The 13,203-nt window shown below is 70.9% G+C and carries 8 protein-coding genes; 1 reads left to right on the forward strand and 7 read right to left on the reverse strand.

Translation table 11 applies throughout. The annotated features are described in order from the left end of the window. Nucleotides 1-36 precede the first annotated feature (36 nt). The 3 genes from ACF061_RS31850 to ACF061_RS31860 all read right to left on the reverse strand — a co-directional run bounded on the left by ACF061_RS31850 (nt 37) and on the right by ACF061_RS31860 (nt 2,973). On the reverse strand, nt 37-1,200 hold the full coding sequence (locus ACF061_RS31850) for an exonuclease SbcCD subunit D (RefSeq protein ID WP_392270466.1): 1,164 nt from the start codon (nt 1,198-1,200) through the stop codon (nt 37-39). A gap of 120 nt (nt 1,201-1,320) precedes the next feature. Next, nucleotides 1,321-1,947, reverse strand: coding sequence for a YigZ family protein (locus ACF061_RS31855; RefSeq protein WP_392270467.1), 627 nt, complete (start codon nt 1,945-1,947; stop codon nt 1,321-1,323). A 231-nt stretch (nt 1,948-2,178) separates the two neighbouring features. Continuing rightward, nucleotides 2,179-2,973, reverse strand: a complete 795-nt coding sequence (locus ACF061_RS31860; RefSeq protein ID WP_392270468.1) for a hypothetical protein — start codon at nt 2,971-2,973, stop codon at nt 2,179-2,181. 511 nt (nt 2,974-3,484) lie between these two features. Between ACF061_RS31860 and ACF061_RS31865 the strand changes: the two genes are divergently transcribed. Then, nucleotides 3,485-3,892: a CoA-binding protein gene (locus ACF061_RS31865; protein ID WP_392270469.1), complete on the forward strand. Its 408-nt coding sequence runs from the start codon at nt 3,485-3,487 to the stop codon at nt 3,890-3,892. Between the two features lie 496 nt (nt 3,893-4,388). Here the strand turns inward: ACF061_RS31865 and ACF061_RS31870 are convergent, their stop codons facing one another. From ACF061_RS31870 to ACF061_RS31885, 4 genes are all read right to left on the reverse strand, one after another. Beyond that, nucleotides 4,389-7,922: a HelD family protein gene (locus ACF061_RS31870; protein ID WP_392270470.1), complete on the reverse strand. Its 3,534-nt coding sequence runs from the start codon at nt 7,920-7,922 to the stop codon at nt 4,389-4,391. An 833-nt stretch (nt 7,923-8,755) separates the two neighbouring features. Beyond that, the gene (locus tag ACF061_RS31875) at nt 8,756-10,786 is read right to left on the reverse strand and encodes an Hsp70 family protein (RefSeq protein WP_392270471.1); all 2,031 of its coding nucleotides are present in this window, start codon (nt 10,784-10,786) and stop codon (nt 8,756-8,758) included. Continuing rightward, nucleotides 10,783-11,334, reverse strand: coding sequence for a hypothetical protein (locus tag ACF061_RS31880; protein WP_392270472.1), 552 nt, complete (start codon nt 11,332-11,334; stop codon nt 10,783-10,785). The genes ACF061_RS31875 and ACF061_RS31880 overlap by 4 nt, the downstream gene beginning before the upstream one ends. Before the next feature lie 154 nt (nt 11,335-11,488). Beyond that, entirely contained in the window at nt 11,489-13,171 is a 1,683-nt protein-coding gene (locus ACF061_RS31885; RefSeq protein ID WP_392270473.1) for a hypothetical protein, read from the reverse strand. Nucleotides 13,172-13,203 lie beyond the last annotated feature (32 nt).

Below are 13,203 nucleotides of genomic sequence, written 5' to 3' on the forward strand. Positions count from 1 at the left end.
CGCCGGACCGCTCGGCGCGGCCACCCTCCCGCGGGCTCACCGCGTCGCCCCGTGCCGTGTCTCGTCCGTGCGCACCGCGTCGAACGCCTCCCGGAGCACGGCCCGTTCGCCGGCGTCGGGTCCGGCGCCGCGCACGTGGGCCACGAAGTCCTCCGCGATCTGCTGGTCGCCGCGCCCGGCGAGCCGGCGAGCGTAGGAGACGTCCGGCTCGTCGGGGGCCCGGTCGGGGTCGAAGGCCAGGTGGAGGGTGTGCGGGAAGCGCTCGGTGAGGCGGGCCATCGGGTCGGCCGGGCGGACCGGGTCGGTGAGGGTGGCCTCCACCCATGCCTCCTGGTGGCGGGCGAGGGCGGGGTCGGCGAGCAGGTCCTCGAGCCGGCCCCGGATCCGGGCGAGCGGGCGCGGGACCGGGCAGTCGACGCGCTCGGCGGTGACCGAGCCGTCGGCGTCCAGGTCGACCAGCCACATGCTCTTGCGGTGCTCGGCCTCCGAGAAGGAGTAGGGCAGCGGGGAGCCGGAGTAGCGCACGCGCTCGGTGATCGTCTGGCAGCCGTGCAGATGGCCCAGGGCGGCGTAGTCGACGCCGTCGAAGACGCCGGCGGGAACGACGGCCACCCCGCCGACGGTGATGTCCCGTTCGCTCTCGCTGGCCTGCCCGCCGGCCACGAAGGCGTGGGCGAGGACGACCGAGCGGGTGCCGGTCGGGCGCGCGGCGAGGTCGGCGCGGACCCGGTCCATGGCGGCGGCGAGCACCGTCTCGTGGGCTGCCTTCTCCACCGCGAACTCGTCCTTGACCAGGGCCGGTTCCAGGTACGGGAGGCCGTAGAGGGCCACCTCGCCGTGGGCGTCCCGCAGCACCACCGGTGTTCCGCTCGCCGCCGGCTCGGTGCGCAGGTGGATGCCCGCGCGGTCGATCAGCCCCGCACCGACGCCGAGCCGGCGGGCGGAGTCGTGGTTGCCGGAGATCATCACCGTGGGCACACCGAGGTCGGCCAGGCGGTGCAGGGCGTCGTCGAACAGCTCGACCGCGGCCAGCGGGGGCACGGCGCGGTCGTACACGTCTCCCGAGACGACGACGGCGTCGACGCCGCGCTCACGCACGGTCGTCACGAGGTGACCGATGAACTCGGCCTGGGCGCCGAGCATGCTCACCCGGTGGAACGCCCGACCCAGATGCCAGTCGGAAGTGTGCAGCAGCCTCATGATCCTCGAAGACTAACGGCCGGGTCCGACAGCACGGGCGGTTACGCCCGCATCCCCCTGCCACCGACGCGGCGATTTGAAACGGTTACGCCGGAAATCACCCACTTGTCGCGTGAGCTTTCACGCGTCGCCGTACGCTTCCCCGCCCAGTTCGAGGCCGGCGGTGCCCGCGGTGGCGTCCGCCAGCCACGCGCGGAAGGCGGCCACGTCGGCGTCCGGCAGTCCGATCTCGATGGCGACCGACTCGCCGTAGCTCACCTCCCGCACCTGGCGCCCGGTCGCCCTCAGATCGTTCTGCACCTTGCCGGCCCGCTGGTGGTCGACGGTCACCGTGGCGATGCGGAACCGCCTGCGCGTGCGGGTCCCGACCGCGTCCAGGGCCTCGCCGACCGCTCCGCCGTAGGCCCGGATGAGTCCGCCGGCGCCGAGTTTGACGCCCCCGTAGTAGCGGGTGACGACGGCCACGACGTAGCGCATGTCCCGGCGCAGCAGCATCTGGAGCATGGGCACTCCCGCGGTGCCGCCGGGTTCGCCGTCGTCACTGGCCTTCTGGACGCCGGCGTCGGCGCCGATGACGTAGGCCCAGCAGTTGTGCGTGGCGTCGGCGTGCTCCTTGCGGACCGCCGCGATGAATTCCTGGGCCTCCTGCTCGGTGGCCGCCGGGGCGAGGGCGCACAGGAAGCGGGAGCGGTTGATCTCGGTCTCGTGCACGCCCGCGTGGGCGACTGTGCGGTACTCGTCCTGCATCCGGCCAGCCTATGCGGGCCGCCGCGGCGGCCCGGCCGCAGGTGCGGCGGAGGCGCGGGGGCCGCGGGGCCGCCGTCGGTGCCGGACACGGCGCCGGGCAGCCGTGGAGCCGCTGCGGCGGGCCGCCGTCGTCCGGGTGGTCCGCCATCGGCTCCCGACCGGTTCCGCGGGCCCGGACCGCGCCCGACCGGCAGCGGCGTCGCCGTCCCGGGCGGCGTCCCGCGCGTGTGATCACGCCGAGTGTCCGAGGTCCCGGGTGAGGTCCAGGCCGAGCAGCCGGTCCGCGTAGGCGTAGGTCTCGAAGCGGGCGCCGTCGGCGAGGTCCGGCCGGGCGCCGGCCCAGTCCAGCACGCGGAGGGCCGCCGGCGCGTCCAGGTCGTGCTCCCAGGCGTCGCGCAAGCGGCCGCGCACATCCTCCGGGATCGGCCGGGAGGGCTGCCGCGCCCAGTCGGCGACCGCGCCGCGCCAGCGCGCGAGGGTCCGGTGGGCCTTGTCGAGCGTGTCCCGGTCGAGCCGTACGGGCAGGGTGCGGGGGCGGGCGAGCAGCGCCAGCCGCCAGGCGGCGGGGTCCTCGTCGACCGCCGGGGCGACGGGCACCGCCGCGTCGACGGGCGCGACGGCGATCCAGACGTCCTTGGACGCGCTACCGCCGCCGGTCGGGGTGTCGCGGGACGCCGGGCCACCGCGCCCGCTGGCCACGGGCCCGGGCGCGCGGCCGGCCTCGGCCACATGGACGACCTGCGCCTCGCCGAGCGCCGCGCCGAGGCCGCGGCTGTCCTCGAAGGGACGGATGCCCAGGGCCGCCGCGCCCGCTCGCAGTTCAGCCTGCTCGCGGGCGCCGGTCAGCAGGGCCCACACCGGCGTACCGCCCAGTTCCAGGGCACGGACGAGGAGGTCGGCGACCAGGAGCACGCGCAGGCCCGAGGCGTCGCAGCCCGAGGCGTGCGCCTCGATGCGGGTCAGGCCGCGACGGGCGGGGGCGGCGGCCACGGGTTCGCCGGTTCGGGCGTCGATGATGCGCAGCACGGCCCGAGCGTAGGCGGCCCACGGGCGGCGCGCAGGCGGGTGCCGCACATTCGGGGCAGGAGAACGCGACCGGGCCCCGGGCCCGGGGCCCCCGCGACGGGCGGAACAGGGGCCCGGGACCGGCCCCCGCGCCGCGCTCCGGCCGGCCGTAGCAGCGCGCTCGGACCGGGACAGCCCGAGAGCGTCGCGGGTCGCCACTGTCTGCCCCTGCCTGCTGGAAGTGCGTAGGTGACGGCGCAGAGGGCGGGTCGTCGCCCACCAGGAAGTGGCCGGACTGCGAGGAAGGCACGCGACGGTTGGGTACCTCCACTGTCTGGGAGAACTGACTGACCGTCTGCATCGGTGCCCCGTGCAACCGAACCACCTGGGGCAGGAGGTGGCCCGTGCCTGGCGGCATGGACCTGCACGGCTCACGAGGCTTCCTCGATCTTCTGAGAGGTCGCCCGCGCAGGAATGATTGAGGGCCGAGAGGTGTTGTCCACAGTCCAGATGTCGGGGACAGGAGGCCGGGATGGACAGCCAGGCAGAATCGGTTCGGAAGATTCTCACCGAACTTGGCGACACGTGGGCGATCGTTGGACTCTCCTCGAACGAGGGGCGCGCGGCGTATGGCGTTGCTGAAACCTTGCAGCGCCACGGCAAGCGGATTGTCCCCGTTCACCCGAAGGCGGAGACAGTACACGGAGAGCAGGGCTATGCCTCCTTGAGTGCGATTCCCTTTGAAGTCGATGTCGTGGATGTATTCGTGAATAGCGAGTCCGCCGGCCAGATCGCAGACGAAGCCGTTGCCATCGGCGCCAAGGCGGTCTGGTTCCAGCTCGGCGTGGTCGACCAAGCCGCCTACGAACGCACCCGCGCCGCCGGCCTCGACATGGTCATGAACCGTTGTCCGGCGATCGAGTACAAGTCCGTGAGTTAGGGGCCCACGGGGTCGAGCGGCAGCCCTATCGCCAAGGGCGTCGGTGCCTGGCGCCATGTCGCGGTCGGCGATCTCGAGGAGGGGGACCCAGGCGGGCAGGACGGCTCCGGGGATGGGACGGGCGGTGGTCGGGCGCGCCATAGGGGGGCGGCCTCGGGCGGCGGGCGTGGCGGCCGACTCGTGCTGACACTAGGGTCGCGGGGACGGGCTGATCGCCCTTCTTGGTGCTCCAGGTGAGGAACCCCCCGATCGGACAGCCCCGGTGAGAACCGGCGGGCCGCTCGAAGAGGCGCGGCATGCAAATGTCGCAGATCCTGCACAAAATCGATTCCGGGGACATCGCCCTTGCGGAATTCCAACGGGGCTACGTCTGGACCCGTGACCAGGTTCGCGCGTTCTTCCAGTCGCTGTACGCGACCGCCTGGCGCGCCCGCGCCGGTTCAAGCGCCGACGCTCCCCCGGCACGTCGGTGCTGCCGGAACAGCGAACGAACGGGTCACCCGCCGAGCGCCGTGCCGACTTCTTCGCCGCCCCAGCCGTCCGGGGTACGCCACAGGACGTGAACGGTGAAGATGTCACGGACAGCGTCGGCGGCCCAGTCCTCGGCAGGGGGTTCGCACAGGACGAGGTAACGGCCGGTGGCCGAGGTCGGCAGCGTGTGGTCGATCTCGAGGAGACGGGTCGCTCCCTCCCGTAGGTCCTGGTAGGCCGAGCGGCCCGCGCCCAGAACCTCGTACAGGCGCATTCCCTGGTCGGTGACGCAACTGACGTCGACGACCGGGGAGTCCACCGGTTCGAGGTCCGCCCACAACAGGGCCGACTTCAGGGCGTGGCGGACCGCCTCGTGCTTCTTGCAGGTGCGGTCGGCCGTGGCCCAGGCCTCCAGCGCCTGGAGCAGAGCGGACTGCTCCACGGTCTCGGAGGTGGCGGCGGGCGCGGTGGCCGCTGTTCCGTAGGCGGACACAGGTTCGGTCTCCTTTTGCTCGGGCTGCTGCTCAGCGGCGAGAGCGGTGCCGGGTGCCTCTTCCGGGGCTGTGGGTGTGACGCCGTCCATGCGGACGCAGAGGGTCTCGCGTGCCTCGACGAGGGCGTCGGCCCAGCCGGAGCCCGAGAGCTGGTCCCGGAGGGCGGCGATGTCCAGAGTGCCGTCCTTGAGTGCCCGGTGGGTGCCGGCGGCGAGATCGCGCAGGAGGCTCAACCGCTGCCTGTCCGGCGAGCCGAGGACGCGTCGTACGTCCACCCAGTCCGCCTGGTCGCGGCGGAGGATGCGGTTGGCCATGCCCTTCAGCTCGGATAGGCGGGCGCGGGCGTTCTGCGGCTCGCCGCCCGTGTCCGACACCAGCTCGTCGAGTATGCCCAGGGCCGCGATGTAGCGGGGTGCCATGGTCGGCGAGATCGTCATGCGGCCACGCTCGTCGGTGGTGAGCACGGTCTGGTTGGTCTCGTTGGCGAACACCCAGCAATCCAGCTCGTCGCCGGTGCGGGGCGGGGTGGAGCCGTGCCGGACCGTGAGCATCATTGGGCGGTCCAGGGCTGGGGCCAGGGCGGTGACCTTGTAGCGGCCGCCGGGGCCGGGGCCGACGACCTTCACCCGGACGTCCGTGCCGATCTCCGGGACCGCGGCCTCGTCGTCCGGCCGGACCTCGGCGCGAGAGGAGCTGGTGATTCCGGCGGGGGCAGCGGAAGGGACAGTGTTCGTGAGGGCCTCCGGAAGCGGCGAGGTGTGCAGCACGGTAAGGGTCTGCGTGCTGCGGGTGAGGGCGATGTAGAGCTGGCGCAGGCCAACCGGGCCGCGGGCGGCGATGGTGGCCGGCTCCAGGACCAGGACGTGGTCGTACTCCATGCCCTTGGCCTGCGCGGCGGCCAGCACCGAGACCGCCTCGCGACAGGGGCCGGTGAGGTCGTCGCTCTCGTCGAGGAGGCGGGTGATCTCGTCCAGCCAGGTGGAGTCGTCGGGGACGATGACGGCGATGGAACGCAGGTTGTTCCCGTCGTCGCTGGAACCGACGAGGTGCGTCACGTGGGTGACGGTGTCCTCGAGAAGCTTCCACGGTTCGGTCGCCATGATGCGTACGGCGTCCCCGCCCACCTCGCGCACCGCCTGCGGGTAGGGCAGGCCGGGGGCGACCGCGCGGGCGAGCGGAGCGACGAACTCCATGATCTCCGCGGGCACGCGGTAGCTGGTGGTCAGCTCGGCGACACGCCAGTCGCCGTGGTCGGACAGGAGCGTACCGAGGGGCTCCCAGCTCGTGTGGATATGCGGGCCGGTGGCCTGGGCCAGGTCGCCGAGGACTGTCATCGAGCCCCCGGCCGCGCAGCGGCGGCGCAGGGCGCGTGCCTGCATCGGCGTGAGGTCCTGGGCCTCGTCGACGACGATGTGCCCGTAGCGCGGGGGGACTTCGCCGCTGATGAGGAATTCGAGCTCCTCGAGGCAGACGTGGTCGTCCAGGGTCCAGGGCTCGGCATCGGCGGTGGCGGCGCGGGGCCGGTGCAGGACGGCCTGTTCGTCTTCGTCGAGGATGCCGTCGGCGCAGGACCGGAGCAGGTCGGGAGAGTCGTACAGGCTGCGCAGGGCCTGCCTTGCGCTCGGGGACGGCCAGATCCGTTCGACGAGCAGTCCCACCCGGCGGTTACGCTCGAAGTCCCGACGGATGGTGGGCGACTGGGCGCGGCGGGGGGCGATGTCCGTGAGTTCGCGCAGGAGGAGGTCGACGAACAGGGTGCGGAAGCGGTCCCTGCGCTGCCGGTACGGGCCGCCGCCATCCTGGGCGGCGGTGAGTAGGTCGAGGACCTCGGAGCGCGGGACGCGCAGGGTCGTGCCGGCGGCGGTGACCGTGACGGCGGGCTCGTCACCCTCGAAGGCTGGGGCCGTGGTGAGGTCGTCGAGGACCTCGGGCCGGAACTCGGTCTCGACGCGGTTCCGCAGCACGGCCGCCATCCGCTCGTCCGACTTCACCCGGCGCGCCTGTGCGGCGTCGGTGCCAGGCGTGTCGGCGTCCCAGAGACGGGACAACTGGACGGCGTTGACGTCCCTCGTGCCGAGAGTGGGCAACACCTGGCCGACGTAGTCCAGGAACCGTTGGTGAGGGCCGATCACGAGGATGTCCTGGGCCTTGAAGTGGTTGTTGTTGACCAGCCAGGTGACCCGGTGCAGACCGACCGCGGACTTGCCGGTGCCCGGGCCACCCTGCACAACGAGAATGTCGGTCGGGGAACCCGTCACCAGGTCCATCTGGTCGCGGCGGATCGTCTCGACGATGTCGCGCATCCGGCCCCTGCGCGAACGTTGCAGCTCGCGCAGCAGCAACTCGTCCGGCTGGAGCGGCTTGCGCCGCCGGATACGCGCCATGTCACCCGGCGTGGGGGCAGACGGGCGCCGCCCGGGCCGTGGGCCGCCGGGCTCGGCGACCTCTTCCGGCACCGGTTCCGGGGCCGATGTCGGGGTCGATTCGGGGGCCGGTGCCGGCGGAGCGGCCATGTCCGACTCCTGCGGCCTTTCCGTCCCGGCCCGTTCGTCGGCCGTCGGCCGCGGCTTCGGAGTCCGCGTGGGAGTGGGGACGCTAGCACGAGCCGGAACGGCGGAGGGCTGGGTGGCGGCGATCTCGTCGAAGTAGCCCTCGACGACACGCCGCACGCACTGCAGCCGCCGACGCAAGATCACATCCCCCGGCTTCTCGGGCAGCGCCTTGTTCCACTTGTCCGCCAGCGGGCTGGTCCAGAGCAGCACCACCGGCTCGCTGTCCTTGTCCCGCACGCCACGACGGCCGATGTACCAGGGGCGGGGCTTCTGCCCCGGCTCCTCGGGAGCGTCAACCCTCGCGAAAACGAGGGCCTCGTTGTTGAGTCCCCCATACGCCGCGGCCTGCTTCTCCGCTGCCTTGCGGACGGTGACGCTGTCCTTGCCACTCGCCGAGGCCGTCGCGGCGGAGTTCCCGCTCATCTCGGCCAGCCGCGCTTCGTAGCAGTCGTACGCGTGGTCCACCGCCTTCTGCTCGAGGGCGATGACTTCCCCACGTGTGGTGGTGCTCATGTGCGTCCTTCCCCGCGGCACTCCCCGGCACCGCTACGGGCGACACGTCAGTCGCCCGTACCCAGTGAAAACATCTATCAGAACCGCTTCGTGACAGCGAGTCCGCCCCTGAGATACGCCCAGCTTCCGGTGCAGCTCGGCCGCCCCGTATGGTGTCCGGACCGGAGGGCCCGGGGCCGGTCAGTGCCCGAGGAGCCGGGCCCGGCCAGCCCGGGCTCTGCGGTCACGGTCTCGGTGACCGTCGGGGCGGGAGCGGCCGAGGTCGCGGCGACGGTGTCCGGAAGCCCGGAGTCGCTCCCGCCGCCGTCCCCACTGCCGCCGCTGCCGCCCAGGGCGACTCCGAGGAAGAGCGCGACGAACGCGGTCGTGCCGTGGGTGAGCCACTTCCTGCCACGGGACGGGGTCTTCCCAGCCGACGGGTGCACCCCTGAACCGGCTGGCGTGACCGGCGGGACCGGCGGTACAGGGGGTACCGCCTGCGCGGCCCGATCAACTCCGGCGCTGGCCTGGGTGACGCGCCCGATCGTGGTCCCCGCACCGTCGGCGGGCTGCGGGGCGCTGGGTGGTGTCGAGGGCGTGTCGCATCATGGAGCTCCGCGGCTTCGAACTGAGGGCGCAAGCGGTCAACAAGACGGACTACTTTCCCCCCGCCTCCTTATCGCATCACAGTCGACCGCATCTATGATCCGGTGCGAGAAGCCACCCGCTATCCGCGACGTCGCTGGTCACGTCCACTGGCGCGGCGCATTGTCGTCCGCCCTGTGGCACTGTGCGCATCGGGTGCCCCGGAGATGGCGGCCGGGGCACTCCGCATCTGCACGGAGCCTCCAGTGTCAGCCGCGGGCCCGCGGCGTAGCGGCGTTCGGCTTCCGTGGGTTGAACACCCACACCTCCCGTGAGTGCGTCGCCCCCATGACCCGCCCCTTGTCCAGCAGCCAGGGGTTGGCCCTCTGAAACGGCGTGAAGTTGTCGTTGGAGATGATGACACCGTCGATCTCCTCCGCGATGCTGATGACGAGAGCATCCCCCCGGCCCTCCGTGCCTGCTGGCGGCTGGACGACTTCACCGTCCGCGATGGCCTTCTCCACGATTGGCCGCTCCGCCTCACTCACTTGATGCCGCAGCGTGGCATCGACGACGACGTGGATGTCCCGATGCGGGTGCTTGAACCGTAGCGAACGGATCGCCGCCTGCAACGCGGCGAAGCTCGGCTTACCACCCTGGGAGGCAGGCAGGCGACCGTTCCAAGCCAGGTTGGAACCGTCCACGACCAGCGGCCCCGTGTCGCTCGGCTGTGCCGAGCGCGTCACGGCGGCTGGGGCGGACGCTTTCTGCGGGTGTGTCGGCTTCGGCACCGGCCGCGCGGCCGTCCGCAGGTTGCAGAGCCGCTCCAACTCGGCGGCCACCTCAGGCTCGACGACTCCCTCTCCGAAGACCTTCACCTCGCCGCTCAGGACCGGTTTCCCGGTCTTCTGCAGCTTGGCGTTGACGGAGAGCAGCCCCTCCTTGCTGTAGATGAATTCCAGGTCGAAGACCCCGTCACTCTTCTCCTGCAGAGACTCCGGATAGACCAACTGGAGCTCGGTCAACTTGACGTTGTCCGGGTGGTTCACCGGCCGGTCGGCGGCTCCCTCCCACACCTCGACGGTCAGCTCGGAGACGTTCGCCTTGGTCGGTTCGTACGTCTTGGTGCGCTGCTGTGGCAGCCGCATGTTGCGCTCGATGAGGGTGCTGAACTGCCGCCCCTTGCCCGGGACGGTAGTGATCGTTCCCAGTGCGTGAGTGTTGACAACACGAATCACGCTGTCCAGCTCACCGGCGATCGAGGCCGCGCAGATGGCAGCCCCTTCCGCGACCGCGGTCATCGGATTGCACATCTCGGTGTCGACCAGCTCGTAGTCGAGGAACTCGGAGACAGCGGCCCGCACGGCGGGGATCTGGCTGCTGCCACCGATCATCAGCACGCCCTTGAGCTGGCTCGGATCGAGGCGCGCGTGCTCGAGGCACTGCTCCACGGGAGCCAGGGCCAGGTCGATCAGGTCTTGGATCTCGTCGGAGAACTCGTCCTGGCCGATCTCCACGGAGACATCGTCCGGAGTGGTGATCAGCACCGATGCCTGGCCGGAGAGAAGAATCTTGCTGCGCTCGACATCGAGCCGGAACTGCCGCTCCTGCGACGCCGTCCACGTCCGCTTCTTCGGCGCGCGCTCCAGGATCATGCGGCGCAGCCTCTCGTCGATCTCCAGCCCGCCCAAGCGGTTCACGCCGCGGCTGGCCCGCTCGTCGAAGAAGCCGTCGTCGTGGAGGAGCAGGGTGGCGTCCATGGTGCCGCCGCCCCAGTCAAAGACCAGGAACTCTCCCTCCTCCTTCAGATAGTGCGAGTGGGCGATCGCCGCGGCCGTGGGTTCGTTGAGCAGGGTCAGAACTTTGACGCCTGCCGCCCGCGCGGCCTCACGGGTACGAAAGCGGGCCGCACCGGTGGCATTCGCGGGCACTGTGATAACTGCCTCCCGAAGGTCGGTGGCCTCCTCCTCGGCAGCGCGCGCCATGGACCGGAAGACGCCCGCCGCGGCGGTGGTCGCGGCGAACCTCTGCCCGCCAATAGTGACCAGCGGCTCCTCGCGCAGCATGCGCTTGCACGCCTCGACGGCCTGCTCGGACCGGAGCTTGGCCTCCCAGCCGAAGAGCGCACCCGACCGTAGGGAGCTGGTACCGACGACGGAGGGGTAAAGCCGCTCGAAGCCCGGACGGTTCCAGGTCGCGTCCAGTCCCTGGCTGCCCAACTCCAGAACCTCGACATACTCACCGTTCCACTGGGCGGCTACGGAATTGGTCGTCCCGAAGTCGATACCGGTGGCCGTCATGCTTCCCCTCCAGAAATACCCTGCACGATACCCCCCGGCACTCGTTTCAGCTGACCGGCGAGGATGAGCTTTCCGGTCATGGTGTCGATGTACGCCGGCCGGAGAAGCTCAAAGGCTTCGCCTTGCCCTTCGGTCACCACGAACGCCTCGGTGTCGCTGCCCCCTGGCACCTCGACCCGGCGTATCCCGAGGGCGGCCAGGTGGTCCGCCATGGTCGCCTCGACTGTCTGCCCCACGTTGCCGCTCTGTGCCCAGAGGAGGGCGTCGATCTCGGCCAGCCGCCCAGCAAACGTCGCCCTCGTCCTGAACTCGTCCAGCACGGCCTTGCGCACGGCCGCAGGCGAGGGCGCGCCTGAACCCTCCGCCGCCGATTCCTGGAGGCGGGCCACGATGCCTTTGATGAGACCGGGAGCGTCGACAGGGTCGTGCGGGCAGACCGGCACAGCCACGGTCGGCTGCGGCGCGGACTTGGCCTGTGCCTGCGTTTCCGCCCTCTCACGGGCGCGTAGCTCGCGACGCAGCGTTCCCGTGGGCTTACGGCTCTTCACCCTGGCGGCGGCTCCAGGCTGGATACCCCCACAGGCGGGGCAGGGCCGGCCCGGGCGGTCGGACTTGTTCGACTTCGCAGGGGCTGACTTCTTATGGGAAGGCTTTGGCATGGCGCTGGTACCTCAGGGCGTGTGGGTAGGGGGAGTTCGGTGCTCAGGAGGAACTGCTGTGACGGTCGAGCCGCGGCGGCGTCGTCCGCAGATCTTCGAGGAGTTCAATGGCCGCTCGGGCCCTGATCCCGTCGAGTTCGGCTCTCGTCACCTCAGACGTGCGGCGTTCGAGCGGGGGTACCGGCGGCACCAGCGAAACGGGAACAGCGTCCGGCATCAGATAGCGGTCAGGGTCCAGCGGAAGGCAGAAGAACACCGAGAAGCGCGCATCGGTCACCTCCGCGGACCTGATTCGTTCCTCCGCAGCGTTGATCTGCGCCTGCCTCACGTTGTCGCCCTCGGCCCGCCGGAACAGGTCACGGGCCTGCTTCTCCCATCGGAACGAGCCGTGGTCCAGCCCAAGGTCGATGAACGGATTGGTGGCCGATCCACGCTCGTTCTTCCGCGTGGCCTGCCAGGCATGGATGAGGTCCAGGTTGCGCTGTGCCTCAGATCCGAGGGTCACCGCTTCCTGGGCCAGCGTTTCCGCCTGGGCCAGCGCGGGCGCGGTGTTCGGGAGGGCGGCCACGTACGTGCGGATGTTGAGTGCCTCCTGCCGAATACCGGCGTCGGCCTTCAGCCCGATCTTCCCCTTCTCGAAGCGTTCGGCCTGCTCGACCGCCTCCTGGGTGCGTCCGTCCTTGAGGAGGTCGTACGCTCGGTTCAACGCCACCAGGGCATGGAATTCGCTGAGGTGGGGGTTGACGAGGGACTTCGGCTTCCACAAAGTCGCCATCAGCAGCCAGAGCCCGCGGTCGCGGAGGATCTCGGTTGGCCACTCGCCGTTGAAGGCACCCGACCTGATGTCTCGTAGAAGGATCTGCTCCCTGCGCGGTAGCAACAGGTCCAGCTCGGAGATGCCGGACACGTCCCCGTCCATGGTGAGGTCGAGCAGGAGGTCCCAGAGGTCGGCGGGATCCCGCCTCTCGAGGCTGTCTCTCTCCAGGAATGCCTCCCGGCGCCTGTATTCGTCCCAGCGGAGGGACTGCGCCTCTTCCCGTGAAACGGTTTGGGGAGCCAGGCGCGCGCGGAGATAGAGCGCGTCCGAGGGAGAGCGGTCCTCCCAGGGCATGTCCTCAGGCAACAGACCGCCGCGGTCGATCAGGTCGTCCAGCACGCTGAGCGGCGCCCACGGCAGCACATCGGAGAAATGCCGAGTCGGCACAGGCACCGCACCCTGGGTGCAGGCAGCAGCGAAGAGCGAGAAGGCCGGCCCGCCCGAAACGGCACGGGACCCACCGGTGAGCAGGCGCGAGGCCGCGGTGGAGCACACAACCTCCAGCCGCGTCATGCCCGGCTCGGTCAACCAGGGTATGCGGGCCGCCCACAGGACGCGCAGGACCTCAAGCACGGCATCCGGAGACAGCCGCCCCAGGGCATCTCGGACCGCCGGCAACAACCGCTCGCGGTCGGGCTTCCCCCCGGCCGCCTCCTGCAGCACTACCCGGACATCATCCGAGAGCCCCTCAGCAACAGCAAGGCCCTCAGCGGTCTTCACCGCCGCGGCGATCGCTTCATCGTCTCCCCTGACGCCGAGCCAGCCCCACTTACGGCGGACGAACCCGCTGAACCTGGACTGCCCCCGCGCTTCTCGCCGCTGCTCCACCCTCGCCAGGCGCTCCCGCTCCCTGGCGATCGCAGCTTCCTTGCGCGCTACAGGGTCCAGCCCGTCGTACTCGTCATGCACCACGGCAGATTAACTCGGCGTGGAGACAATCT

The organism is Streptomyces sp. NPDC015220, from assembly GCF_043079345.1.
Taxonomy (GTDB): Bacteria; Actinomycetota; Actinomycetes; order Streptomycetales; family Streptomycetaceae; genus Streptomyces.

What these genes read in the sequence shown, in the direction of transcription:
- ACF061_RS31870 (WP_392270470.1), bottom strand. Translation starts at nt 7,922, where the DNA reads ATGAGCACCACCACACGTGGGGAAGTCATCGCCCTCGAGCAGAAGGCG.
- ACF061_RS31850 (WP_392270466.1), bottom strand. Translation starts at nt 1,200, where the DNA reads ATGAGGCTGCTGCACACTTCCGACTGGCATCTGGGTCGGGCGTTCCAC.
- ACF061_RS31875 (WP_392270471.1), bottom strand. Translation starts at nt 10,786, where the DNA reads ATGACGGCCACCGGTATCGACTTCGGGACGACCAATTCCGTAGCCGCC.
- ACF061_RS31855 (WP_392270467.1), bottom strand. Translation starts at nt 1,947, where the DNA reads ATGCAGGACGAGTACCGCACAGTCGCCCACGCGGGCGTGCACGAGACC.
- ACF061_RS31865 (WP_392270469.1), top strand. Translation starts at nt 3,485, where the DNA reads ATGGACAGCCAGGCAGAATCGGTTCGGAAGATTCTCACCGAACTTGGC.